Source organism: Halomonas sp. PA16-9 (genome assembly GCF_009728585.1).
Classification (GTDB): Bacteria; Pseudomonadota; Gammaproteobacteria; order Pseudomonadales; family Halomonadaceae; genus Vreelandella; species Vreelandella titanicae.
Genome location: NZ_CP040451.1, coordinates 713,923 through 738,494, shown reverse-complemented (window position 1 = coordinate 738,494; position 24,572 = coordinate 713,923). Strand labels below are relative to the sequence as shown.

The following is a 24,572-nucleotide window of genomic DNA, read 5'->3' as shown; positions in this document are numbered from 1 at the left end:
TCTAAACCAGTCAATCCTGTAGCACACCAAACAAAAGGCCCGGAGATTATCTCTCCGGGCCTTTTCTGTTACTGGCTACCTTTGGGTCTGTATATAGGGTCGCCTAACGTTTAACCACTAACGGGGGTCGCAGGTACTTCGCGCTTACTGGCCAACCAGTTAGCGCCAATGGCGACGATCATGACCGCGACACCAGCAATTTCGGTCATCAGATTGGGATAGAACACCCCAAAGATCGCGGCGGTAATCGCGATGCGCGGTAGCCACGACATTTTGGTAAACAGATAGCCTTCCAGCGCCGCGGCAAAGGCACCTAATGCCAGAATGGCAATCACTCCATTCCAGATCACCACCGGCACCGGGCCACCAATGATAATCTCAGGGTTGAAGACCATAAACAGTGGGATCAGGTAGAGCCCTTTGGCAAACTTCCACGCCTGGAAGCTGGTTTCCATCGGCTTACTGCCCGCAATCGCCGCCCGGCAAAGCCTGCCAAGGCGATGGGAGGCGTCACGTTGGAATCCTGGGAGTACCAGAACACGACCAGGTGGGCGACCAGCAGCGGCACACCAAACTCGGCTGTCAGTGCAGGGCCGACGAGGACGATGAGCACGATATAGCTGGCGGTAACGGGCAGCCCCATCCCCAGTACTAAGCTTGCCAACAGTACCATCACCAGCGCCAATACCAGGTTGCCGCCGGAGAAAGCCAGCATCATGGAGGAGAATTTCAGTCCCAAGCCGGTTAAACCCACTACCCCAACGATAATCCCGGCGACTGCACAGGCCATGGAAACCGCTACCGCATTGCGAGCACCTAGTTCCAAGCCCTCGATCAGCTTGGCAAAGCCTGTACGTACCACGTCTTTAACGGCCGTTGCGGTCACTGGCTGGCCCTGCCTGGGCGCCACAAAGAAGAACCACAGCACATAGCGCAATACCGCTACCGCCAAAATGGTGATCACTGCGTAGTAGCCTACCGCATGGGCGACATACTCATCGCCAGCAGCCAGACCAGCACCGCCAACGGCAGCAGGAAGTGCCAGCCATCCTTCATGACCTGGCGCATCTGCGGCAGTTCATCCTTGGGTAGCCCCTGCATGCCCTGCTTGAGAGCGATGATATGCACAAACAGGTACACCGTCGCGAAATACATGATCGCTGGCAGGATACTGACCTTGACGATGTCCAGGTACGGCGTATTGGTGTACTCAGCAATCAGGAACGCCCCGGCCCCCATTAACGGCGGCATGATTTGCCCGCCGGTCGAGGCCGCCGCTTCGATACCACCTGCCTGCTTGGCTTTGTAGCCCAGCCGCTTCATCAATGGAATGGTAAAAGCACCGGTGGTGACCACGTTGGCAATCGCGCTGCCAGAAATCGAGCCCATGCCCGCCGACGCCAATACCGCCGCCTTGGCTGGCCCGCCACGCTGGCGGCCGGTCGCCGCATAGGCCATATCGATAAAGAATTTACCCGCCCGGTGCACTCCAAAAAAGCACCAAAGAGGACAAAAAAAAGATATAGGTCGCCGCAACGCCTAGCGGCAGGCCGAAAATACCCTCTTGCCCCAAGTAGAGTTGACCGGCAACTCGATCAATGGTGTATCCGCGGTGCTCAAGAATGCCCGGCATCCACTCGCCAAGCCACGGCAGCTCGCCCCGCGGCCCCGCAAAGGCATACACAATCGCCAAGAGGCCAATCACGGTCATACCAAAACCTACCGCGCGACGGCTGGCTTCCAGTACCGTCACCGTAGCAATACAGGCAACCAGAATATCGGTACTGTTCCAAAAACCCGCACGGCTAAAAATCTCATCCAGGTTGAGTACCAAGTAACCACCGGTGAGAATCGCCCCGGCAAAAAACACTAGATCAAGCCCCCAGCCCAATACACCACGTTTGCGAGTGGGCCCAAAGGCTGGAAACATTAGAAATGCCAGCACCATAATCAGTGCCAGGTGAATACTGCGCTGATAAAAAAGCCCTAAGGGCTGAATACCGGCAGAGTAGAGCTGAAACAGGGAAAGACCCACCGCCACAATGGTGATCGACCACAGCACCATGCGGGGTTGAATCACATTACCGCCAGGCACCACGCTCGACGGCTGATTGGATTCGCTCATGAAGTCCTCGGAAGCGTTAACTAATGTCGTTTTTATTCACGCGGGGATGCGTGAGGGTCTATCAACTGAATGGTCACGCGTTGTCCAGCGGCGTGCTCACTGAGGCTCACTGGCGCATGCTCACCGCCAGGCCACACCACACGATGATTAACAGCCGGTGAACCTACCCTCAACACATAACGGTTATTGGCTACAGGTTCGTTAATGGCATTAATCCAGTAACCGCCCTCACCGTCTGATACCTGCTCGCCGCGGCCAAAAATATGCCCAAGCCCTGCGGCGAAATCGGGTTGATGGCTACGCTCTAATTGCATGACGCCCGCTACATTACGATAGCAGTCCAGCACCGTGAAATGTTCACGGAGTGCTGCCACTTAATACACCAGCGACCGTCAGCCGGCACCGCTTCATCCACTAGCGTGTCGCCTTGTTCGGTCACCACGGCTAGGCGCATAAACGCCGAAGCGGGGGAAGCCCCCACTTCGGCGAACGGACAACATGCAATCAGTAGCGCCATCAGTCGTCGCTGCCACTGCATGGCAATGTCCTTATGGCAATCTGATTATGAAAATATCATTACACGATTAAGGACGCAGACGATCCGGGATTTCAGCACCGACTTCTTCGAAATAGCGCAGTGCGCCCGGGTGCAGCGGCACGGGGGTCGACTCCATAGTGAACTCAACGGTGGTGTCGTTAGCCGCCGGGTGAACCGCAATCAGCTCATCGGTGTTTTCAAACAACAGTTGGGTGAGTTGATAAGCCAGCTCTTCGTCCATATCGGCATTAACGACCAGCACGTTGGGGATACCGATGGTCTGAACGGCTTCGTCCATACCGTCGTACATACCCGCAGCAAGCTGGTAGGGAGCAAATACCGCTTCTTCTTCCTGGGCATTGGCTACCTCTTCATCAGACAAGCCAATCAGGCGAATATCGCGGGTGGCTGCCAGGTTGAGAATCGAGCTGGTGGGTGGCCCAACGCTCCAGAAGCCGGCGTCGATATCACCGTCGCGAATGGCATCAGCGGTTTCGTTGAAGTTAAGGCGCTGGGGAGTGAAGTCTTCATAGCTAATGCCATTGGCTTCAAGCAATGCACGGGCGTTCAGCTCGGTGCCGCTACCCGGTGCACCGACGGAAACGCGCTTACCCGCTAGATCAGCAATCGATTCGATATCCGACTCGGCCAGGGTCACCAGCTGTACCGCGTTGGGATAAACCGACGCCAGTGCGCGAGTATTTTCAATCTGGCGACCTTCAAAATCATCCGTGCCGGTATAGGCTTGATAGACCGTATCGGCCAGAGCCAGGGCGAGATCCGCGTCACCGCGCATGATCAGGCCCATATTTTCAACCGAGGCACCGGTCACTTCAGCAGTCGCCTGAGCGCCTTCGATATGGTTGTTGATCATTTCGGCAAAACCACCGCCGATAGGGTAGTAAACGCCACCAGTACCGCCAGTCGCGATTGAGAGTTGTTGAGCGCTTGCTGGAAGTGCAACCGCGAGCATAGAAGCGGCAGCGGCTGTGGCTATAGAGAGCGTAGAGTTTTCATGAGCATTTCCTCCGTCCTGCTTGGACTTATAGGTATGGTTGACGATAAAAAGGAGGTGTTGAAGCCCCAGCTTCTGGCTGCCGTCACGACGAACCGGAAGCGGTGGAGGTGAAGTTAGCACGGCTTATGCGTTGGATGCTAATAGGGCGTTATCAGCGCAGCAGTGCCTTTACCTCATACAGCCATGAGTGCCTCAGAAGGTGTAACCGCCCAGCAGCTGGATCGAATAGCCAGCTATTAAAATCCTGAAATCCCGCATAAATGTCTTATTTTATGCCGAATTGTTATTATTTATTGATAATGGCCGTCAATTTCGCCCACCCCACCGTTATTATTGATTCAGGATAGGAGCCACACTGCTATGGAGCCCGGTTTTAAAGAGGACAATAGTCGGGATAAAGGCGCGCCGCGGCAGAACCTCGCCATTAGTGCTTACCGCCAACTCAAGCACGACATTATTCGTGGCCGCTATGCGCCTGAGCAGAAGCTGCTGATGAGCAGGCTCAAAGAGCAGTACGGCGCCAGCACCGGGCCGCTACGGGAAGCGCTATCGCAGTTAGTCTCTGACCGCCTTGTGGTCGCGATAAGCCAGCGCGGCTACCGGGTAGCACCTATGTCGCTGGCCGAACTCAACGATATTTACGACGCCCGGGCTCAGCTTGAAGGGCTGATCCTGCGCTTGGCTATAGAGCGCGGCGACGACGATTGGGAAGCCACGGTGCTGGCTACCGCACATCGGCTGGCCAAGGTCACCGACATCAACACCCCCAACGACCTGCTCGACATCTGGGATCAGCGCCACAAAGCCTTCCATACCGCCATTGCCAGCGGCTGCAACTCCCCTCACCTACTGCAAATGCGCAACACCCTGTTTGACCAGGTAGAGCGCTACCGCCACCTGTGGTTGCAGGAAACCGTGATGTCGTCCCAGGCGCTGGAGCTTAAGCGCCAGGAGCACGCTGCGCTGGTCGATGTCATTCTGGCGCGCGATACCGCCGAAGCCGACACCCTGATGCGCGATCACCTGATGACCCCCGTACCGATCATTACCCGCGTCCTTCAAGAGCGCGGCATCGGCTGAGCTTTTCGCTTTGGCTCTTCGTCCCAGACCAAAGTTCTACGTTTTAAAAAAATGTAGATATTTTAAAAAAACGGCGATACATTGGCTGCAAGCTATTTTGCATCTATTCCTTCCCACTATCCGAGGAATCTACGCCATGACGCATTTCAACTGGGACGACCCGCTACTTCTGGAACAACAGCTCACCGATGAAGAGCGCCAGATCCGCGATGCGGCCTACGACTACTGCCAGGAAAACCTTCAGCCCCGCGTGCTAACCGCCTTCCGTGAAGAGCGCTTTGACCGCGAGATCATGACCGAAATGGGTGAGCTTGGCCTGCTGGGCGCCACCGTTTCCCCCGAGTACGGCGGCGCAGGCGTTAACCATGTAGCCTACGGTTTGATTGCCCGCGAAGTGGAGCGCGTAGACTCCGGCTACCGTTCGGCCATGAGTGTGCAGTCATCGTTGGTAATGTACCCCATCGAGACCTATGGCTCTGAAGAGCAGAAGCACAAGTACCTGCCTAAGCTTGCCAGCGGTGAAATGGTTGGCTGTTTTGGCTTGACCGAACCCGACCACGGCTCTGATCCGGGTGGCATGATTACCCGCGCGGAAAAAGTCGACGGCGGCTACCGCTTGACTGGCGCAAAAATGTGGATCACCAATAGCCCAATTGCCGATATCGCGGTGGTATGGGCGAAATCAGCGGCTCACGACAATCAGATTAAAGGCTTTATTGTCGAGCGCGGCACCGAAGGTTTCACCACGCCCAAAATCGAAGGCAAAGTCTCTTTGCGCGCATCGATTACCGGTGAGATCGTGCTGGATAACGCCTTTGTTCCCGAAGAGAACCTGCTGCCCAACGTCAGTGGCCTGAAAGGCCCCTTCGGCTGCCTCAACAAAGCCCGCTACGGCATCGCCTGGGGTGTGATGGGCACGGCAGAGTTCTGCTGGCACGCAGCGCGCCAATACACCCTCGACCGCAAGCAGTTTGGCCGCCCGCTGGCCGCCAACCAACTGATCCAGAAAAAGCTCGCCGATATGCAGACCGAGATCACCCTTGGCTTGCAGGCAGCCCTGCAGGTGGGCCGGCTAATGGATAGCGGCAACTGGGCACCGGAAATGGTCTCGCTGATCAAGCGCAACAACTGCGGCAAAGCGCTGGATATCGCCCGCCAGTCTCGCGATATGCACGGCGGTAACGGCGTCTCCGACGAATACGGTGTTATTCGCCATATGGTCAATCTGGAGTCGGTAAACACCTACGAAGGCACCCACGATGTACACGCTCTGATTCTGGGTCGCGCCCAGACAGGCATTCAGTCGTTCTTTTAATCACCGCACCTTGATCACTTGTCACTTATTAACGGAGCCTCTATGAACGAGCTAACCAAACCACTGGCCGGTATAAAAGTACTCGATATTTCCCGCGTACTGGCCGGGCCGTGGTGCGGACAAATGCTCGCGGATATGGGGGCAGATGTGATTAAGGTAGAGCGCCCCGGTAGCGGCGATGACACCCGCCACTGGGGCCCTCCTTGGCTGGCGGGCAGCGAAGAGTCGGCGTACTACCTGTGCGCTAACCGAGGTAAACGCTCTCTGACCGTCGATATGGCCAAGCCCGAAGGCCAGGCAGTGATCAAGCAGCTAGTCGCTAACTCTGACGTGCTGATAGAGAACTTTAAAGTTGGCGGCCTGAAACGCTACGGGCTGGATTACGCCAGCTTAAAGGCGCTCAACCCTAGGTTGATCTACTGTTCGATTACCGGTTTCGGCCAGGAGAGCCCTTACGCTCACCGCGCCGGTTATGACTTTATGATCCAAGCCATGGGCGGGATCATGAGCCTAACTGGCAAGCCCGACAGTGAACCCGGCGGTGGCCCGGTAAAAAGTGGCGTCGCCTTTACCGATATATTCACCGGGTTATATGCCGCTAATGCAATTTTAGCGGCGCTTTATCAGCGCCGTGATAGCGGCGAGGGCTGCCATATCGATATGGCATTAATGGATGTGCAGGTAGGCGTGCTCGCCAATCAGGCACTGAATTACCTCACCTCGGGCAATGTGCCCCAGCGATTGGGTAACGCTCACCCCAACATCGTGCCTTATCAGGCGTTTGCCACCCAGGATGGCCATATGATTATGGCTGTCGGCAACGACGAGCAGTTCAAGCGTTTTTGCGCGGTGCTGTCACTACCGGCTTTGGCGGAAGATCCACGCTTTGCCACCAATGGAGCCAGGGTAAACAATCGTGCTCTGCTCGTTCCGCAGCTGGAAACGGCGTTGGCCCAGCGCAGCACTGATGAATGGCTAGCCGCTTTTGAAGCCGTAGGCGTTCCCTGCGGGCCGATCAATACGCTGGATCGGGTGTTCGACGACCCCCATGTGAAAGCCCGCGGACTTAAGCAGACCCTGCCCCACGACCAAGCAGGTCAGGTGGATCTGGTCGCTAACCCTATCCGTTTTAACGGTGCCCAAATGAGCGCCACTACGGCGCCGCCCCACTTAGGCCAACATACGGAAAGCGTGCTGGAAGAACTTGGTATTAGCTTGGAGCAGCGCACTGCGCTTCGCGCAGCAGGCATCATTTAATAGCACTAATGGTTTATGCACTTCCCTCTTATAGGCGCCTACTTGGCGCCTTTTTTTAAGCCAAAAGAACCGACCAATATTGCAAGCCAAGAAGCAGGCATCTGGCTAATGCTTCGCAACCCATTGTTGTACAAAAGCTATACAAAACGTATATTAAGACCTAAAGTTAAGAGCGTTGAATGCTTCAACATAGGCTATAGGCATTAATCTATCTAATGTTATGGCATTAACAGCGCCATCCAACACCCATCCCTCAGGAGCAGCTATGAGCCAGTGCGCACGCGTCAATGGCAGTTGCAAACGCTGTGAAGGCGACTTGCCCTTTGAGTTCACCATGGCCTTTCAGCCAATCGTGGATCTATCGCTGGCCCAAATCGTCACCTATGAAGCACTGGTTCGTGGGCCGTGCGGTGAATCCGCTTGGAGCGTCATTTCGCAAGTGACTGATGAGCTCCTCTACCGTTTTGATCAGGCCTGCCGGGTAAAAGCAATCGAAATGGCCAGCGCACTGGATATGCAAACCGACCTTTCGATCAACTTTCTGCCCAACGCCGTTTATGAGCCCGAAGCCTGCATCCAGGCAACGTTAGCGGTATCAAAACGGGTGGGTTGGCCAACTCATCGGCTAATTTTTGAAATCACCGAAACCGAGCGCGTCCGCGACCGGCAGCACCTGTGCAATATCATCGATGCTTACCGCTCCATGGGCTTTAAAACGGCGCTGGATGATTTTGGTAATGGGTACGCCAATTTGGACTTATTGACCGATTTGACACCTGACAAGCTCAAAATCGACCGTGAGCTGGTGATGAATTGCGATAATGATCTTCGCCGCCAAGCGTTGTTAAACGCGATTATCCTGCTTGCCCAAGAGCTCGATATGACTCTTATCGCCGAAGGTGTCGAGACTCGTGCCGAAGCCTTATGGCTCGCCCGCGCGGGGATTGTTCATCAGCAGGGTTTCTACTACGCAAAACCGGCGATTAACACTTTTGTGCACCAATATTGTTCCGCTATTAGTGGGGTTAAAAAATGAAGTAGATAGCAGCTCAGGAGCGGTGTATGAAAGAGATTAGTCTCGACAGACTCTACCAGTTATTTAACCGCTCAAAGCGCAATACCGAAAACGTATCAAAGCGGCACCGATTGGAATCTGTATTACAACCCCTTCGGTCACTTTGAAATGGTCAATCCAGCTTACTGTGAATTTTATGGCTACCGGCAGGAAGAGCTTTTAGGCCAGCACCTTACCCACGTAGTGCCGAAGAGAACCATGCGATTTTATCAGCGCTGCATGCTGAGTTTATGCAGGGCAACGAGGATCAAGAGCTGCGCCAAGAGTGGGATGTGGTTCTCAAAAACGGCGGAAGACGCACCATCATCGCCGAAGCTGCGCGTATTGAGGCTGACGATGGAGAGCCGCGTAAAGTCACTTTCATAATCGACATTACCCAGCGCAAACAGCTAGAAGAGCGGCTCAAGCAGGCTAATGAGCGCTTGGATCATTTGGCTCACCACGATGAGCTAACGGAGCTGCTCAACCGTCGTGCCGGTTTGCAGCGCCTGGATGAAGAGATCAAGCGCTGCGAGCGGTATGGAACACCTTTCAGCATCGCGATCTATGACCTGGATGACTTCAAAGCGATCAACGATACCTATGGGCACAGCGCGGGCGATAGCGTTTTACAACAGATCACCTCCTTAGTGAGTGCTGTACTGCGCGATACCGATTTGCACATACGATTGGGCGGTGAAGAGTTTTTAATCATTATGCCAGGCGTAAATTCTGAAGAAGCCTACCAAGGCATGGAACGCATTCGTGAAAGCGTCGCGCAACAAACGTTTACTAAGCACCAATTAACGATGACGCTCTCATCGGGGATTACCAGCTACGTTGAAGCCTCAGGCACACGGTTACTTGATCGTGCTGATAAAGCTATGTACCAAGCTAAACAGACGGGGCGTAATCGTGTTGTCATTGCCTCGTCATTCATGTAAGCAACGCTTTTAAACTTCACAATCAGGCCCCTATCAGGCACCCCTATTAAGCACTATGCTAAAAGATCAATCCTCATCAATTAGGAAGTAAGCCATGAGCAGCAATGCCGAACTAAACGAGCTAAAACATAAATACGTCGCTGCTGGCGCTGCAAGCCCCGCAACGGCATTCGCCGACCACGCTGAAAACGCTGAAATCTGGGACGCGGACGGCAACCGCTTTATCGACTTCGCAGGCGGCATTGGCGTACTCAACGTAGGTCACCGTCACCCAAAGTGGTCGCAGCGGTAAAAGCCCAGCTCGATAAGCTGATGCATACCTGCCAAACGGTCATGCCTTATGAAGGCTACGTGAAAGTCGCGGAAAAACTCAGTCACATCGTGCCCGTTCGTGGCCATGCCAAAGTCATGCTGGCCAACTCGGGTGCGGAAGCGCTGGAAAATGCGGTCAAGATCGCCCGCGCCGCCACTGGCCGTTCTAACGTTATCTGCTTCGATGGCGGCTACCACGGCCGTACCTTCTTCACCATGGCCATGAACGGCAAGGTGGCGCCTTACCAGAGCGACTTCGGCCCCATGCCGGGCACCGTTTTCCGTGCGCCCTACCCGGTGCCTTACCACGGCGTTAGCGAAGACGAAGCCATTCGCGGCCTGAAAATGACGCTGAAAACCGATGCCAACCCCAAAGATACCGCGGCCATCGTGCTCGAACCGGTGCTTGGCGAAGGCGGTTTCTACCCGGCCTCTACCAGCTTCCTGACCAAGGTTCGCGAAATCTGCGATGAGCACGGCATGCTGATGATAGTCGATGAAGTGCAGTCAGGCTTTGGCCGTACCGGCAAAATGTTTGCCATCGAGCATAGCGGTGTTGAGCCGGACATTATGACCATGGCCAAGAGTATGGCCGACGGTATGCCGATTTCCGCCATCGTAGGCACCGACAAAGTGATGGATGCTTCAGGCCCTAACTCATTGGGCGGCACCTACACCGGCAGCCCCCCGCCTGTGCGGCCGCGTTGGCGGTTATGGAAGTGTTTGAAGAAGAGAACATTCTGGAGAAGAGCCAGGCTTTGGGCGACAAGTTGGCCAAGCGCTTCAACGTTTGGGCAGATAAGTTTTGATTGGCATCGACAACAACGTGCGCAACAACATGGGCGCCATGCTCTTGCCTTTGAGCTGGTGTCGAATAAAGCCGATCACACGCCTAACCCTGAACTGGCTGCCGCGCTGTGCAAGAAAGCCCGCGAAGAGGGCTTGATCCTGCTTTCCTGCGGCATGTACGGCAACACCATCCGCTTCTTGATGCCTGTCACCATTCAAGATGACGTGCTCAATGAAGGGTTGGATATTATTGAGTCCTGCCTGGATTCACTGGTGTAATTAAGCGTTAGTCAGCAAGAACTAAACCGCCGCCCAAATTTGGGGCGGCGGTTTTACTTGTGTGGATACCTAACCTGCTTATTCCGCCATAAAGCGAGGCAGCCACAAGGCAATATCCGGCCATAAGCTGATGATCAAGGCCGCCACGCACATCAGCAGGAAGAAAGGTAGCGCTGCCAGGGCCACCCGGCTGATGCTTTCCCCCGTCAGGCTTTGCAGCACAAACAGGTTGAATCCGACCGGCGGCGTTATCTGGCCAAGCTCGATCATGATGATCAGGAAGATGCCAAACCAGATGGGATCGAACCCCGCCAGCAGTACGATCGGCAGCGTAATCGGCAGGCTCATCACGGTGATCGAAATACCGTCCAGGAAAAGCCCCAGCACCACATAGAAAACCGCCAGCGCCAGCAACAACGACATCGGGGTAAAGTTTTGCGCGGCGATCCACTCCGCAAGCTCCCGGGGCAGGTGCAGGTAGCCCATCGCCGTGGAGAGCAACGTGGCGGTAATCAACAGGCTGCACACCATGATACTGGTGATTAACGTGCCTCTGAACGCCTCGATAAACAGCCGCGCCGAAAGCTGGCGCTCGACGCCAAGCAGCACCAGCGTTGCGGCCACGCCCACCGCCGCCGCTTCCGAGGGCGTGGCAATACCGCTATAGATAGAGCCAATCACGATGCTGATCAACACCAGCACGGGCAGCAGAAGCAGAATGGATTGCCCTACGCTCTGGTCAGTCGCCGCCTGTTTGGGTGCCAACGACGGCGACAAATAGGTCCTCGCGCCGATATACACGCTATACAGCAGCGCAATTAACAGGCCCGGCACTACCCCCGCCATGAACAGCTGGCTAATAGAGACTTCCGCCTGAACGCCATAGACGATCATCACGATCGAAGGCGGAATCAACAGCCCCAGGCTACCGGCGCCCGCCAGCGAACCGATCGATAGGTTGCGATCGTACCCCCTCGTTTTCAGCTCCTGGGTGGTGATTTTGCCAATCGTCGCGGTCGTCGCCGCGCTGGAGCCGCTCACCGCCGCAAACAGCGTACAGCCAAGCACGTTGGTGTGGAGAATACCGCCCGGCAAATGGCGGGTGATCGGCACCAGCCCTTTGAAAAGCCGCTCGGAAATGTTGGAGCGAAAAATCAGCTCGCCCATCAATATAAACAGCGGGATGGCCGATAACTCCCAGCTATTACTGGCACGGTAGAGAATTCGCGAGAAAATCAGACCGATACGATCAGCACCGAAGTCGCCAAACAGCCAAAGCGAGCCAATGGACACGGCCAGCATGGATGCAAAAATCCAGGTGCCCATCGACAAAAAGAACAACAGCAGTACGCCGACCCCGACGGCCGACCAAAAAATATCCATAACGCCTTTCCTATTAGTCGCTGCTTCAATTGACGCTAGACGAGTAGCCTGAACGCAGAGCCATTATTTTTAGGGCTCTGACTAACAGCGTGATGGAAATTAACCACATGCCCACGAGGATGGCGCTCTCCGGCAGCCAAATAGGCGTCTCTGCCATGGTTTCACTGACGGTGCCGCGGCTGTAGCTACGCAGAACATTCTGAAACCAGAAGGTCGAGAGCCACACAAAGCAGCCTGCCGTTACCAAGCTGCTGAATAGCTCCAGCGGCCAGCGCCTGGTTTCAGGAAAGCGTTCCAGAAGCAGAGAGACACGGATCAGCCCGCCCTTCTCCAGCACATAAGGCAGGCCTAAAAATGACATCGTAGCCACGGCATAACCGATATACTCATCGAGGATAAACGTCGAGTGGCCAAACAGCCTCAGCGCTATCTCTAACAGGATATGGCCGAGCATATAAATAATGAGCAGCACGGCAATGACAGCACCGACCCTATTGAGCAGTTGAGAGATACGCTCAAGGATGTTGAGCGCCCTCATTCAGCGCCTCGGAACTCGCTCAAGATCGACTCGCCGTCATCACCAGTATTCTCCAGCCAGCTCTCGACCACGCCACTGGCGGCTTCCTTGAGAGGCGTTAGCAACTCGTCCGAGACGGGATCACTGATCACGACGTCGTGCTCACTAAGCGTCTGGTAGTTTTCTTCGGTACGCGTTTCAACCGCTTCCCAGTTGTGTTGGTCAGTCAGGCTGGCCGCTTCCATGACCGCATCCTGTTGAGCGTCGGTAAGCGATTCGAACGCATCGCGATTCATGTGCACCATGTTAAGAGGAATGGCGTACTGAACCCCGGCAAAGTAATTCTGGTGCTCCCAAAAGCTCGCATTGGCCCCCGCTTCGGCGGACGTTAACACCGCCTCGATACCGCCGGTGGCCAGTTGGGGTACCACATCGGCCCAGGACAGGCTGACCGGTGAGGCACCTACATTTCTAAATGTCTCGGTACCGTTACGGTCAAAGGTGCGAATCTTCAGGTTCTCAAGATCGTCCTGGCTCGCGACCTCGTCTTCCGACCAGATGCCGCTCGGCGGCCAGGGCGAGGCATACAGCAGCACCTGGTTATTATCGGCGAACACCTCTTCGTAATAGGGTTTCGCTATGTCATAAAGTCGCCGCGCATCGGCAACGTCGTCGACAATAAAGGGGAGCGAAGAGAGTAGAAATAGCGAATCGATGCCGCTCATGGTGCCCGAGAGGGTATCAGCTATCTCGACGGCGCCATCGGCCACGCCATAAAAATGATCACCGGAATTAAAGCCGAGCGAGCCACCCGTATGCAGCGTGATATCAATATCGCCATCGGTTAATTCGGCAAGCTTATCAATAAAATAGGCATCGCCCTGAGCATGAATGGAGGACGCATTATACTCATTGGAGAAGTCCATACTGACCGACTGGGAATGCGCATAGCCACTGACGAGTAGTGCCCCTAGCGCTATCGAAAGTTTTTTACCTGAATGATGGAATTTGTTATTTAAATCAGCAGGATGGAACATTCTTTTAACCCCTATTTTTGATTGGTATAGGGATTAAACTACAGTCATTTGGGAACCATTTATGTCCCATAGCGACGCGAACGGACCAGACAACGACACGCCGCCCAGTGGGCGGCGTTGCCTATGCTGCGCGATTAGCGTGGCCGACGATCGCCTTCGAGGAAGTTGGCCGTGAAGACCGCTTTGCCGTGGGTTTCGAACGACCACTTCATCACCTCGCTCAGTCCCGCCATGACCGCATCGAACTCGCCAAATACCTGGGTGCTCATGCGATTCGGGTGTACTTCCAATCCTGTCGCCTCAAGGCGTTTCACCACCTCTTTGACCACCGGCTTGAAGTCATCGGCCAACGGGTAATAGCTAAGCTGTACGGAAAGATACATAACGCCTCCTTACGCTGTGTTTTGGGGCTGACGGACGCTGGATAAACGCTGCCAGGCAGCCAAAATAGCGGCACGGGTCTCGTCCGGATGCTCCATCGGGAACATATGCGTACCGGGGACTTCACTCACCGATAGCCCTCTACGCTTCAAGCGTTTTATACGTGAAGCGGTCAATAGGTGGGACTCTTTGCCCGCCACCAGTTCTAACGGCACGCCCAAACGCTGCGGCAGGCGCGAGAGGTGATCCGGCAGGTGGCGGAAAATTTCCACCTCAATACCAGGATCAAAGGTCAGTTCTGCACTGCCATCGTTTAGCAAGCGCGTCCCTGCTTCAATGTAGTCGTTGAGCGCCTCTGGGGTAAAGCGACGAAACAGCCCCCGGCGACCCAGCGAACTTGCCATCGCTTCGCGACTCGGCCACACGGTGCGCCGACCCAAGGTTTTTCCAGCAGGGGTAACTCGATCCACAAAGCCAAACCGCTTGGCGGCTTTCATTGCCCAGGCGTCCTTCCCCAGCATCAAAGGGGGATCAAGCATAATCACCCCGCAGAAGCGCTCGGGCTGTTTATCCGCGGCCATGGCCATTAGCGTGCCACCCAAAGAGTGCCCCACGCCCAGAAGCGGCGTATCCGTCTCGGGTAGGTAGCTCAGCAGCTCATCCACCAAGTTGCCCCAGTTATGATTAACGGGTAGTCAGGGTGGTGACCCAAGCGATCCAGAGGGTGCAGATCAAAGGTCTCTGCCAGTGGGTTCAGCAGGCTGCGATAGCTTAAGCCCGGAAAACCATTGGCATGAGCAAACACTAAACGGGGACGTTGGGCAGCATTAGCAGACATGGCAAGGCTCGCGCGTTAAAAAGGCAGGAAGACGGCTAATGTGAAACATGATTATTTACGCCGCCTATCATACATCTGTTTTAACGCGCTCCTGCATGAGCGTCAATCGACAAAAGTATTAACAGGCTAATTAAAACAGCGACAGCTGATGCTCCTGGCTGTTGTCCGCCAACCGATACCCCACGCCAAGCAGGCGCACGGGACGCTCGCCCCTAGCCCAGCCAACGTTAAGCAGGGTTTCAAACTGTTCAAGGTTAGGCGCGGGGTCGGCGTGTTCGACGGTGGTTTGGGTAAAGTCGTTGAACTTCACTTTTACGATTAGCCCGCGCACTGCCAGGGGTGGGTCTAGCCGGGCATAGCGGCGCTCTAAATCTTCGATCAGCGCGGGGAGCTCTCGGTGGCAGGCATCGAGGTTGGGTAAATCCTGGGCGTAGGTCTGTTCGGTGCTGACCGATTTGCGCTCCCGGTGGGTTTTCACCGGGCGCTCGTCCCGCCCCCAGCTCAGCTCATACAGCCGCCGTCCAAAACGGCCAAAGTGCTCGACCAGGTCGGTTAGCGTGCGGGTACGCAGGTCAGCGCAGGTGTGAATATCCAGCCCCGCCAGTTTCTCGGCCGTGCGCGGTCCTACCCCGTGGATTTTTTCTTGACCGGCAACTGTTGTACGAAGCTATCGACCTTATCCGGCGTAATCACGCACAGGCCGTCGGGTTTGTTCCAGTCGCTGGCAATTTTGGCCAGAAACTTGTTGGGCGCTACGCCCGCCGAAACGGTGATCCCCACTTCGCGGCTGACCCGTTCACGGATCGCTTCAGCCATTAGCGTCGCGCTGCCGTGATGCTGGTGACCTCCGAGACATCCAGAAAGGCCTCATCCAGGGAGAGCGGTTCGATCAGTTCAGTCACATCGCGATAAATGGCGAAGACCTGGCGGGCAACTTCTTTGTATTTGGCCATCTCACCGCGGATCACGGTGAGATGCGGGCAGCGCTTGAGTGCCTGAGCCATCGGCATGGCCGAGTGAATGCCAAATTCGCGGGCGGGATAGTTGCAGGTGGCGACCACCCCGCGCTGCTCGACGCTGCCGCCAATGGCAATCGGTATATCCCGCAGCGCGGGATTATCGCGCATTTCCACTGCTGCATAAAAGCAGTCACAGTCGCAGTGAATGATTTTGCGCACCGGCTAGCCTTCCAACTGTAAAAAAACACAGTCTAGCATAGGCGTTATGTGCCACAGAAGGTTCTTAGCACCTGCTCATTTTCCGTGGCGGGCGCCGCTAAACGGCGCGCTTCAACAGATTCATCGAACGGCTTAGTCACCACTGCCAATAAGGTGTGGAAAGGCGCAAAATCACCGTCGTAAGCGGCATCAATGACCTCTTGAACCCGGTGGTTACGGGGAATAATGACCGGGTTGGCGCTTCGCATGGCCGCAAAACGCTCACTATCTTGGCTGGCTATCTGCGCTTGCTGCCAGGTATCCAGCCACGCAGTCAACTCGCCAGGCTGAGTCGTCAGCGCCAGCAGTGCCTCACGGCTCTCATCACTCGGCGAGGCAGTGTATTGCGTGAGCGCGTCAAAGGTGGCGGTCATGTCCATCCGCCCCTGGTGCATCTGGCTTTCGAGACCTTCCATTAGCGCTTCGGCTTGGGGGCTTTCCGCCGCTAAACCGAGCTTATCGGCATGCAGGCGGACTTGCTCGGCGCTGAACAGTGATTCAAAGCGCCGGATGGCGTCAGTGGCCTGCTCCACGACCGCGTCGCCCTCTTCCCGCATCAACGGCAGCAGCGTTTCGGCAAAGCGGGCCAGATTCCACTGAGCAATCGCTGGCTGGTTGGCAAAGGCGTAGCGTCGGCCTTGATCGATGGAACTGTACACCTTCTGCGGATCGAACTGCTCCATAAAGGCGCAGGGGCCGTAATCGATGGTTTCGCCGGCGATGCTGCAGTTATCGGTATTCATCACGCCGTGAATAAAGCCGACGCTGATCCAGCGGGCAATCAGCACCGCCTGACGAGCGACCACCGCTTCCAACAGCGCCATATAGGGATCTTCTGCGTTGGCGGCATCCGGGTAGTGGCGCGAAATCACATGATCCGCCAGGGCTTTGAGCAATGCTTCATCCCGCTGTGCAGCGGCAAACTGAAAGGTGCCCACGCGAATATGGCTGCTCGCCACGCGGGTAAAGACGGCGCCGGGCTCAGCCATTTGCCGTACCACTCGCTCGCCGCTCGCCACGGCCGCAAGGGCACGGGTGTGGGAATCCCCATGGCGGCCATGAACTCGCTGACCAGGTACTCACGCAGCACCGGCCCTAACGGCGAACGACCATCGCCACCACGGGAAAACGGTGTGCGGCCGCTGCCTTTTAGCTGCACATCGCGGCGAACGCCATTCTGATCGATCACTTCGCCCAGCAGCAGCGCACGGCCATCGCCCAGTTGCGGCACAAAGTTGCCGAACTGATGCCCGGCGTAACCTAAGGCGCCCGGCTTGGCATCCGGCATGGGCTGGTTGCCGCTAAACCAATCGGCAAGCGTTGTTGAGTCAGGTATCTCTTTGGCCCCCAGTTCATGGGCAAGCGGCGCATTGAACGCAATCAGTTCGGGTTGAGCCACAGGCGTTGCTTGGGTGGCGACCCAGAGGGGTTCAGGCAAGGTGGAATAGAGATGTTCGAATGGCAGCACGATAGGCTCCGCTTTTAGTGGCAATAACTATCTAATACCCTAGCATTCTACTCAACTAAACGCCGAGGCGATGTCCGGGCCTGCTGGCCACGCGTGGGTATTGATTACGCCAAGCCTGACCTTATAACGGCATGAGGCCACCCCGTATTGAGGTGGCTACCCGGCCATATCAAGCTGCTAGGGAGAGACCGGCTGATATACATTAAAAAGGCCATATTGTTTATCAGGTTCATAACAGTTTTCCTGTGTAGATGAAAGATTGTTCAGCCCGCCGTGACGGTCATGCCGCCATCGGCCATAACGACCGAGCCGACCATGAAACTGGCGCGATCTGAGGCGAGAAAAGCGGCCACTTCAGCGATCTCTTCCGGCTGGGCGGCACGACCAATGGGCGCACCTTCGCCGTGCTGAGCCAGGAAGCCTGGGCCATCGTCAACCACGTTGTTTAAAATGTTGGTGATCACATCTCCGACACCAATGGCATTGACACGAATGCCATGCTCAATGGCTTCTATGGCCAGCGTGCGAGTCAGTTGCACCAGGGCGCCCTTCGAGGCGGTATACGCTGCAATAGTCGGGAAAGCGAAATAGGAAGCGTAAGAGGCGATATTAACAATCGCCCCAGCCTTGTTGGGCATCATGGCCTTAACCGCCTCGCGTGAATGCAGAAAGGCTGCCGTGGCATTGACCGCCTGAATGTGCTCCCAGTCTTCACGCGTCATGTCGATGACCAGCTTATTAATGATTATGCCTGCATTATTGATCAGGATATCCAATCGGCCGAACTGCTCTATGGCGAGCCCAACCGCACGCTCGGCGGCATCGTCTTGGGTAATATCAGCAACTAGCGGTACTAGCCCAGGTCGAGCAAGCTCCTCGACAGCTGGGTTAAGGTCTTCAGCAATGACCTGCGCGCCACGCGCATGCAGCAACAGTGCAATGGCTTTTCCGATGCCGCTGGCAGCACCGGTGATCAGCGCGACTTTACCTTCAACTTCCTGGGGAGTGCTGTTTTTGCAATCAGTCATGATGGTTTTCTCCAATGCGAGCAGACGAGACATTCGTCAACCCTGTGCCTGTGGGCACTGTCCTTTGCGACAAGCTCACTGTGTCGCAATGGGGAGTGCTAGGCTTTTGGAGGCTTGCTTTGACTGTTGGGGTTTTGCGCAAAGGTGAGATCGCAACATTATAGTTAACAGATGGCCTCGAATAGCGTTGTAAGGCTTTGCCTAGGAGCATTCCATGCACCCGACCGAAACGAATGAACGACTCGTCAGTGATGCCCCTCGCATTACCGCTGAAGCAATGTTGCATTATCTTCCTGGAGAGCGGCAAACCTTGCCGCCACTCCCGCAGATGCAGGACGTAGTGGTACAGTTTTTCAGCCATCACACCATGTTCGAGCCAATACTGATTCCCGCCGTGGTTGAGCCGCTGCTGGTATTAGTTCTAGCTGGCGCTGCGACTATTGAGGAACGCTCACTTGATGGTGAATGGGAAGCCCACGATATCAAGGCCGGCAATTTCTTCCTCACCAACACTAGCGCCCCCTACGAGATGCGCTGGCATACGCATAATGGCGATACCTTCCAGGTGATGCATTTGTATCTCGGCCTACCATTGATCGATCAGGCTGCAAACGATGTACTTGGCGTAAACGGCGAGGCAGTGACTTTTCTGGAAATATCAGGCGGTCAGGATGAACGTATAAAGTTCATGATGGATCAGTTACGCATTGAGCTAATCAACGAGTATCCGCCTAGCCTACTGTTCCTACGAAGTCTGGCGCAGGCTCTTGCTGTGCACTTGGTTCGCAACTACCTCGACTCACACAATGCTGCTAGGCGCATCAATGCACTTCAGATGTATAAGTTAAAGCGTGTTATCCAAGCCATGCACGAGAGTCTCGCCAAAGAGTTCAGTCTCGGGCAATTGGCCACTGTTGCAGAACTGAGCGACTACCATTTCAGCCGAATGTTCAAACAGGCCACCGGCCTTTCGCCTTCGCAATACTTCATTCGCATGCGTATATCACGTGCTCGTCACCTTCTGCTTGAGACGGAACGAAGCATCATCGACATCGGCATGGAAGTCGGCTATTCGAGCCCTAGCCATTTCTCTCAGGTGTTTCGTCGTGAGGTGGGCGTTACGCCCAGCGCCTATCGCCATGGGTGATGTTCACCTCACCGAAGTTTTCAAAAGCTAGCGCTGGCTAAACGTCCTTTAAACAGCTCACAGCCTGCTCGAGCACCGGCGTCAACGGCGCCCGCCACTGGTGGGTCAATAGCGCATCTGCCCGGGTGACGCCGAGCGATAGCGATGCTAGCGGGATGCCCCGCTCATGGGCGGCGCGGCAAAAACGGTAGCCGGAAAACACCATCAACGAGGTGCCCACAGCCAGCACCGCATTCGACTCGGCCAGCGCTACCTGCGCTGCCAGCCGCCGTTCGGCGGGTACCACATCGCCGTAGAACACCACATCGGGCTTCAGGATGCCGCTACAGCGCGGGCAGTCGAAAATACGAAAAGTGCTGAAGTCAGTTTCCAGGTCGGCGTCGCCATCCGGAGCGTGCCCCGCCTGCAAACCAGTAAAGCTCGGATTCATGCGCGCCATTTCGGCATGCATGGCGTGGCGCATCATTTGGTAGTCGCACACCATGCACTTCACCATGTCCGCCCGGCCATGGAGGTCGATCACCCGGCGGGAACCGGCGCGCTGATGTAAGCGGTCAACGTTTTGAGTCACCAACTGCTGGATATAACCCTGTGACTCCAGCGCGGCCAACGCACGGTGTGCGCCGCTGGCTTGGGCTTCGCGCATGGCGCTAAAACCGATCAGCGCGCGGGCCCAGTAGCGCTGGCGAACGTGATGAGAACTCATAAAATCGCCATGCTGCACTGGGGGTGGCCGCTTCCACTGGCCATCCGCGTCACGATAGTCCGGAATGCCACTGTCGGTACTCACACCGGCACCGGTAATCACCCACAGTCTTGGGTGCCGCTGAATAAAATCAGCCAGTTCCTCGCCCGCCTGGGCAACGCTTTCTGCAATTTCCACGGCCTGCGTCAATCGTTCACCTCTAGGCAATGTGGCTCAAACTCAACGATACTGTATAGCAACAGCGGGCCATGCAATGCGCCCTCTAACGGTTATTGTGCACCCAGGAGATACTCTTATGCAGCACGATCATGACATTATTATTGTCGGTGGCGGCATGGTGGGCGCCGCTCTGGCGGCTCGCGTGGGTCATGCGGGTTTCTCCGTTGGGCTGGTGGAGCAAGGCGATGCCCCTACTCCCCCTAGCGGTGACTATGACCTGCGTATTTCATCGCTGAATGCGCGCTCGCTAGCCTTTGTTAAGGCCAGCGGCACGACGTTACCCGAGGAGCGTTGCTGCCCTTTTCGGCATATTGATGTTTCCAACCAGGACGGTACCGGCCACTCGCTGTTTTCCGCTCAGGATAGCGGCATGGATGACTTCGGCATCTTTATCGAAAACCGCACGTTGCAGTACGCGTTATGGCAACGGTTAGAACAGCTGCCCAGCGTAACCTGCTACACCCAATGCGCGCCGTTAAGTACGATCACCTCAAGCACTGGCCGCCTGCTGGAGCTGGATAATGGCAAAACCCTAAGCGCCCGTTTGATCGTCGGCGCCGACGGCGCGCAATCGACCCTACGTGAGCTAGCGGGGATCAACGTTAGTAGCCACGACTACCATCAGCGGGCGATGATCATTAACGTGGAAACCGAGCTGCCCCAGCAGGATGTCAGTTGGCAGGTTTTCACCCCCACGGGCCCCATCGCCATGCTGCCATTGCCCGGCCATCGCGCTTCCTTGGTGTGGTACGACACAGATAACACCACCCAAGCCCGCGAACAGCTGGACGATGAGGCACTTAAAGCAGCCATCGAAATGGCCTTCCCTAAACGCCTGGGCAACCTCATCCGCATCGTCGCCCGGGCCAGCTTCCCCATCAAGCGCCAACATGCCCACCGCTATATCGGCAAGCGCCTGGCACTCATTGGCGACGCGGCCCATGTGGTGCACCCGCTGGCAGGCCAGGGGTTAAATATCGGCCTGCACGACGCCGACACCCTTGCCGAGATCATTATCCAGGGCCGCGACCCCGACTACCTCAACCTACTGCGCTTTGAGTGCCAGCGCCGCGCGGCCAACCAAGCGATGATCGCCGCCACCGACAGCTTTCACCACCTGTTTACCGGCGCCAAGCCGCTGCGCCAACTAGGCGATCTAAGCCTGCAAATAGCCGAGCGCTTCCCGTTCGCCAAACGCATGATGATGCAGCAAGCTAATGGGCTGAATCCGTTTAAAATGCGCTAGGGTCTACTACGCTGAGAGGGCGGTCACTGCCGGTGGCCCATAACAATCACAATAACCCTCGTTAAAGGCAACCCTATGGCATCTACACGATACGCGCTGTTCACGGCAACGCTCTGTTCCGGCCTTGGCCTCCTTCTGGCTTCTCCCCTGTGGGCCTGGGATGGGGTCGTCGAGAAACAGACCTTCGAAATGGACAGCTTCACTACCCATGGCGGCGAGACGATCCCCAACGTCACGGTGGGTTGGGAAGCCTACGGCGAGCTCAATGACGCCCGCGATAACGTCATTCTGATCACCCACTTCTTCTCTGGCACCAGCCATGCGGCAGGCCGCTATGAGGTAGATGGGCAGCCGACCGGCTACTGGGATGCCATCATTGGCCCCGGCAAGCCACTCGATACCGATGAGTACTACATCATCTCCTCGGATACGCTGGTTAACCTGAATGCCAATGACCCCAACGTCACCACCACCGGGCCCGCCTCCATCAACCCTGACACCGGCGAGCCCTGGGGCATGGACTTCCCGGTCGTCACCATCCGCGACTTTGTCGAGGTACAGCGCGAGCTACTCGAAAGCCAAGGCATTGAATCGCTGCATGCGGTGATGGGTGCCTCGATGGGCGCGCTACAAGCTATCGAGTGGGCCAGCGCCTACCCTGACCGAGTTGAACGCTTAATCTCAGTGATTGGCGGCGGCGTTGCCGACCCTTGGCTACTGGCCACGCTAAGCGCCTGGGCAGCGCCGATTCGTTTAGACGCCAACTGGAACGAGGGTAACTACTACAACGGCGAACCACCTACCGACGGGCTAAAAGAAGCGCTGAAACTGGTCACACTCAACGCCAACCACTGGCAGTGGGCTAACGAAACCTTTAACCGCGATTGGGCCGACGAAGAGCGCGATCCTGCCCAGGATATCAACGCCCGCTATGCGATCGAACAAACGCTGGATGATATCGCCGCCGCCCGTGCTGCCACCTCCGATGCCAACCACCTACTCTACCTGGTGCGCGCCAACCAAACCTTTATGGCGGGCCACGGCGACTCGCTAGAGGAAGGACTTGCCGCCATCGAAGCACCGACACTGATGCTGTATAGCGAAAACGACCTCGTCTTCGCGCCTGAAGGTGTGCGTCGAACCGCCGAGCTAATTGAGGCAGATGGCACTGAGGTGACGCTTGAAACCCTGGAAGGCGATCGAGGCCACTTGGATGGCGTTGTTTCCATCAATCAAGCAAGTGATACGTTGCGGGCGTTTTTGCAGTAAGGGGGGTAGCGCTGACTTTGAGTCTTAAACCCAGCGCTTAAGAAGTTGCAATATGAGCCAGCCTTACCAACCGCATCTCAGGCCAGAGCCTCTAAAACATTAGCGGTTGGCGTTCTCTTCGGCCACCTGACGAAGCGAATCAACCAGCACTTCAGCTGGCTGGGCGCCCGAAATCAGGTAGCGCCCGTCGAGGATGAATCCCGGCACGGCGGTAACCCCTGCTTCCATGAATCGCTGTTCTGCCGCTCGAACTTCGTCTGCGTACTGATCAGACCGGGCGATGGACTCGGCAATATCACCGTCAAGCCCGACCTCAATGGCCTTCTCGCGTAGAACCTCTGGGTCTGAAGGGTTTTTCGCCTCACCAAAGTAGGCATCAAACAGTGCCAATTGCAGGGGCGTCTCTAGGTTCTGCGTTGCAGCCCACGCAAGCACGCGGTGGGCATCGAACGTATTGTTCGCTCGACGCTCCTGGGCACCACGAAAATTTAACCCAAGCTCTTCGGCCACCGCCATAATCTCACGCTGGGACTGCGCCATGCTGGCAGCATCCTTGCCGTATTTGCGGCACAAGTGCTCCAGGATCGGCTCGCCCTCAGGCGGCATGTCAGGGTTGAGTTCAAAGGGCTGCCAGAAGAGCTCAACGTCGATCTCACCATCAAGGGTTTCTAGCGCTTGTTCCAAGCGCCGATAGCCGATCGCGCACCATGGGCAGGCTACATCGGACACTAGGTCAATTCTCAACTTCTGCATGATGGATCTCCTCGTTGGGTTCGGTCATCAGCGCACAAACTGCGCTAAGCCTTGGCTTTTATCAAGCAACACCTAAGCGCAACCCGCCTAGTCGGTTGTGCACTTTTTCCAACCCATTGACGGCGTTGGTAAGCAAAAGCCTCTTACTCACGGCTTAGCATCTTACTGGCTCCGACGCTGGGGGTTGAACTGGTAACGAGGACTAAAGTTCGTCAGCACCAGGTGGGCAGCTCTGTTGATTTGTCAAACGCGGCGATCACGACTTTCCCTGGTTTGTGTTTGAAGATTAAGGAGTCATGGCTTTCAAGAATGTAGCTTGCACCTTATCAAGAGAAAGGCAACCACACCCGATGCAGTCTGTCATCATATCTCTCAGTTCAATTAACTACGTTATCTTCCTGTTTAGCTCGCCTCGCCACCTAGAGCCCAATTTGTCCCAATCAACAAGAGTGACACGGGTATGATTCGGAAGCTCTTCAAGCTCAAATAAAATGCCTATAAGTTTATTTTTCGCCCCTCTTGACCTCAACCTTAGTTGAGGTTTCAGAATAGCCCTACGTCAAAGCCAACTCAATCTTATCGCTTCAGATAACATTTTTATTAAAAACGTGTAACTAAAACCAAACCACCCCTTGAAAAAATCAACTCAGAG

General features: G+C 55.8%; 16 protein-coding genes and 7 pseudogenes. 10 read left to right on the top strand and 13 right to left on the bottom strand.

Annotated features, from left to right (window positions below; genetic code table 11):
- Positions 1 to 110 precede the first annotated feature (110 nt).
- From FDY98_RS03465 to FDY98_RS03455, 3 genes and pseudogenes are all read right to left on the bottom strand, one after another.
- Positions 111 to 2,125, bottom strand: a pseudogene (locus FDY98_RS03465) (TRAP transporter permease).
- A gap of 32 nt (positions 2,126 to 2,157) precedes the next feature.
- A pseudogene (locus FDY98_RS03460) lies at positions 2,158 to 2,663 on the bottom strand (DUF1850 domain-containing protein).
- A gap of 46 nt (positions 2,664 to 2,709) precedes the next feature.
- Positions 2,710 to 3,636: a TAXI family TRAP transporter solute-binding subunit gene (locus tag FDY98_RS03455; RefSeq protein WP_155705970.1), complete on the bottom strand. Its 927-nt coding sequence runs from the start codon at positions 3,634 to 3,636 to the stop codon at positions 2,710 to 2,712.
- A gap of 405 nt (positions 3,637 to 4,041) precedes the next feature.
- On the opposite strand from FDY98_RS03455, the gene csiR reads away from it, so the two are divergent.
- The 7 genes and pseudogenes from csiR (at position 4,042) to FDY98_RS03425 (ending at position 10,711) form a co-directional block, all read left to right on the top strand.
- Complete coding sequence (csiR, locus tag FDY98_RS03450) at positions 4,042 to 4,761, top strand: DNA-binding transcriptional regulator CsiR (RefSeq protein ID WP_022520012.1); 720 nt, start codon at positions 4,042 to 4,044, stop codon at positions 4,759 to 4,761.
- A 136-nt stretch (positions 4,762 to 4,897) separates the two neighbouring features.
- Positions 4,898 to 6,076, top strand: a complete 1,179-nt coding sequence (locus FDY98_RS03445; protein ID WP_022520013.1) for an acyl-CoA dehydrogenase — start codon at positions 4,898 to 4,900, stop codon at positions 6,074 to 6,076.
- Between the two features lie 42 nt (positions 6,077 to 6,118).
- Positions 6,119 to 7,333 carry a CaiB/BaiF CoA transferase family protein gene (locus FDY98_RS03440; RefSeq protein ID WP_027957374.1) on the top strand — a complete coding sequence of 405 codons (1,215 nt, stop codon included), beginning with the start codon at positions 6,119 to 6,121 and terminating at the stop codon, positions 7,331 to 7,333.
- Between the two features lie 265 nt (positions 7,334 to 7,598).
- Entirely contained in the window at positions 7,599 to 8,369 is a 771-nt protein-coding gene (locus FDY98_RS03435) for an EAL domain-containing protein (RefSeq protein WP_155705681.1), read from the top strand.
- Positions 8,370 to 8,516: 147 nt separating this feature from the next.
- Positions 8,517 to 8,570, top strand: a pseudogene (locus FDY98_RS26710) (hypothetical protein); the annotation flags it as partial.
- A gap of 68 nt (positions 8,571 to 8,638) precedes the next feature.
- The gene (locus FDY98_RS03430) at positions 8,639 to 9,331 is read left to right on the top strand and encodes a GGDEF domain-containing protein (protein ID WP_340146684.1); all 693 of its coding nucleotides are present in this window, start codon (positions 8,639 to 8,641) and stop codon (positions 9,329 to 9,331) included.
- 94 nt (positions 9,332 to 9,425) lie between these two features.
- A pseudogene (locus FDY98_RS03425) lies at positions 9,426 to 10,711 on the top strand (aspartate aminotransferase family protein).
- Between the two features lie 78 nt (positions 10,712 to 10,789).
- Here the strand turns inward: FDY98_RS03425 and FDY98_RS03420 are convergent.
- The 8 genes and pseudogenes from FDY98_RS03420 to FDY98_RS03385 form a co-directional block, all read right to left on the bottom strand.
- Positions 10,790 to 12,094, bottom strand: a complete 1,305-nt coding sequence (locus tag FDY98_RS03420; RefSeq protein WP_022520018.1) for a TRAP transporter large permease — start codon at positions 12,092 to 12,094, stop codon at positions 10,790 to 10,792.
- A 25-nt stretch (positions 12,095 to 12,119) separates the two neighbouring features.
- A complete protein-coding gene (locus FDY98_RS03415) occupies positions 12,120 to 12,632 on the bottom strand; it encodes a TRAP transporter small permease (RefSeq protein ID WP_027957378.1) in 513 nt (170 codons plus the stop codon).
- A complete protein-coding gene (locus tag FDY98_RS03410) occupies positions 12,629 to 13,648 on the bottom strand; it encodes a TRAP transporter substrate-binding protein (protein WP_027957379.1) in 1,020 nt (339 codons plus the stop codon). The genes FDY98_RS03415 and FDY98_RS03410 overlap by 4 nt, the downstream gene beginning before the upstream one ends.
- Positions 13,649 to 13,782: 134 nt before the next feature.
- Positions 13,783 to 14,031: a YkoF family thiamine/hydroxymethylpyrimidine-binding protein gene (locus FDY98_RS03405; RefSeq protein WP_027957380.1), complete on the bottom strand. Its 249-nt coding sequence runs from the start codon at positions 14,029 to 14,031 to the stop codon at positions 13,783 to 13,785.
- A 9-nt stretch (positions 14,032 to 14,040) separates the two neighbouring features.
- Positions 14,041 to 14,867: pseudogene (locus tag FDY98_RS03400) on the bottom strand (alpha/beta fold hydrolase).
- A gap of 130 nt (positions 14,868 to 14,997) precedes the next feature.
- A pseudogene (gene dinB, locus FDY98_RS03395) lies at positions 14,998 to 16,045 on the bottom strand (DNA polymerase IV).
- A gap of 44 nt (positions 16,046 to 16,089) precedes the next feature.
- Positions 16,090 to 17,576, bottom strand: a pseudogene (locus tag FDY98_RS03390) (protein adenylyltransferase SelO).
- A gap of 239 nt (positions 17,577 to 17,815) precedes the next feature.
- A complete protein-coding gene (locus tag FDY98_RS03385) occupies positions 17,816 to 18,580 on the bottom strand; it encodes an SDR family NAD(P)-dependent oxidoreductase (RefSeq protein WP_027957383.1) in 765 nt (254 codons plus the stop codon).
- Positions 18,581 to 18,794: 214 nt separating this feature from the next.
- Between FDY98_RS03385 and FDY98_RS03380 the strand changes: the two genes are divergently transcribed.
- On the top strand, positions 18,795 to 19,727 hold the full coding sequence (locus FDY98_RS03380; protein ID WP_035539004.1) for a helix-turn-helix domain-containing protein: 933 nt from the start codon (positions 18,795 to 18,797) through the stop codon (positions 19,725 to 19,727).
- Between the two features lie 37 nt (positions 19,728 to 19,764).
- Here FDY98_RS03380 and FDY98_RS03375 read toward each other — a convergent pair whose 3' ends face one another.
- Positions 19,765 to 20,622, bottom strand: a complete 858-nt coding sequence (locus FDY98_RS03375) for an NAD-dependent protein deacetylase (RefSeq protein WP_027957385.1) — start codon at positions 20,620 to 20,622, stop codon at positions 19,765 to 19,767.
- 106 nt (positions 20,623 to 20,728) lie between these two features.
- On the opposite strand from FDY98_RS03375, the gene FDY98_RS03370 reads away from it, so the two are divergent.
- Together FDY98_RS03370 and FDY98_RS03365 are read left to right on the top strand one after the other, a co-directional pair.
- Positions 20,729 to 21,898: a UbiH/UbiF/VisC/COQ6 family ubiquinone biosynthesis hydroxylase gene (locus tag FDY98_RS03370; RefSeq protein ID WP_155705680.1), complete on the top strand. Its 1,170-nt coding sequence runs from the start codon at positions 20,729 to 20,731 to the stop codon at positions 21,896 to 21,898.
- A 75-nt stretch (positions 21,899 to 21,973) separates the two neighbouring features.
- Positions 21,974 to 23,167 carry an E22 family MetX-like putative esterase gene (locus FDY98_RS03365; protein WP_027957387.1) on the top strand — a complete coding sequence of 398 codons (1,194 nt, stop codon included), beginning with the start codon at positions 21,974 to 21,976 and terminating at the stop codon, positions 23,165 to 23,167.
- A 99-nt stretch (positions 23,168 to 23,266) separates the two neighbouring features.
- Here FDY98_RS03365 and FDY98_RS03360 read toward each other — a convergent pair whose 3' ends face one another.
- Complete coding sequence (locus FDY98_RS03360) at positions 23,267 to 23,920, bottom strand: DsbA family oxidoreductase (protein WP_027957388.1); 654 nt, start codon at positions 23,918 to 23,920, stop codon at positions 23,267 to 23,269.
- Between the last annotated feature and the right edge of the window lie 652 nt (positions 23,921 to 24,572).

What these genes read in the sequence shown, in the direction of transcription:
- FDY98_RS03455 (WP_155705970.1), bottom strand. Translation starts at nt 3,636, where the DNA reads ATGCTCGCGGTTGCACTTCCAGCAAGCGCTCAACAACTCTCAATCGCG.
- csiR (WP_022520012.1), top strand. Translation starts at nt 4,042, where the DNA reads ATGGAGCCCGGTTTTAAAGAGGACAATAGTCGGGATAAAGGCGCGCCG.
- FDY98_RS03445 (WP_022520013.1), top strand. Translation starts at nt 4,898, where the DNA reads ATGACGCATTTCAACTGGGACGACCCGCTACTTCTGGAACAACAGCTC.
- FDY98_RS03440 (WP_027957374.1), top strand. Translation starts at nt 6,119, where the DNA reads ATGAACGAGCTAACCAAACCACTGGCCGGTATAAAAGTACTCGATATT.
- FDY98_RS03435 (WP_155705681.1), top strand. Translation starts at nt 7,599, where the DNA reads ATGAGCCAGTGCGCACGCGTCAATGGCAGTTGCAAACGCTGTGAAGGC.
- FDY98_RS03430 (WP_340146684.1), top strand. Translation starts at nt 8,639, where the DNA reads ATGCAGGGCAACGAGGATCAAGAGCTGCGCCAAGAGTGGGATGTGGTT.
- FDY98_RS03420 (WP_022520018.1), bottom strand. Translation starts at nt 12,094, where the DNA reads ATGGATATTTTTTGGTCGGCCGTCGGGGTCGGCGTACTGCTGTTGTTC.
- FDY98_RS03415 (WP_027957378.1), bottom strand. Translation starts at nt 12,632, where the DNA reads ATGAGGGCGCTCAACATCCTTGAGCGTATCTCTCAACTGCTCAATAGG.
- FDY98_RS03410 (WP_027957379.1), bottom strand. Translation starts at nt 13,648, where the DNA reads ATGTTCCATCCTGCTGATTTAAATAACAAATTCCATCATTCAGGTAAA.
- FDY98_RS03405 (WP_027957380.1), bottom strand. Translation starts at nt 14,031, where the DNA reads ATGTATCTTTCCGTACAGCTTAGCTATTACCCGTTGGCCGATGACTTC.
- FDY98_RS03385 (WP_027957383.1), bottom strand. Translation starts at nt 18,580, where the DNA reads ATGACTGATTGCAAAAACAGCACTCCCCAGGAAGTTGAAGGTAAAGTC.
- FDY98_RS03380 (WP_035539004.1), top strand. Translation starts at nt 18,795, where the DNA reads ATGCACCCGACCGAAACGAATGAACGACTCGTCAGTGATGCCCCTCGC.
- FDY98_RS03370 (WP_155705680.1), top strand. Translation starts at nt 20,729, where the DNA reads ATGCAGCACGATCATGACATTATTATTGTCGGTGGCGGCATGGTGGGC.
- FDY98_RS03365 (WP_027957387.1), top strand. Translation starts at nt 21,974, where the DNA reads ATGGCATCTACACGATACGCGCTGTTCACGGCAACGCTCTGTTCCGGC.
- FDY98_RS03360 (WP_027957388.1), bottom strand. Translation starts at nt 23,920, where the DNA reads ATGCAGAAGTTGAGAATTGACCTAGTGTCCGATGTAGCCTGCCCATGG.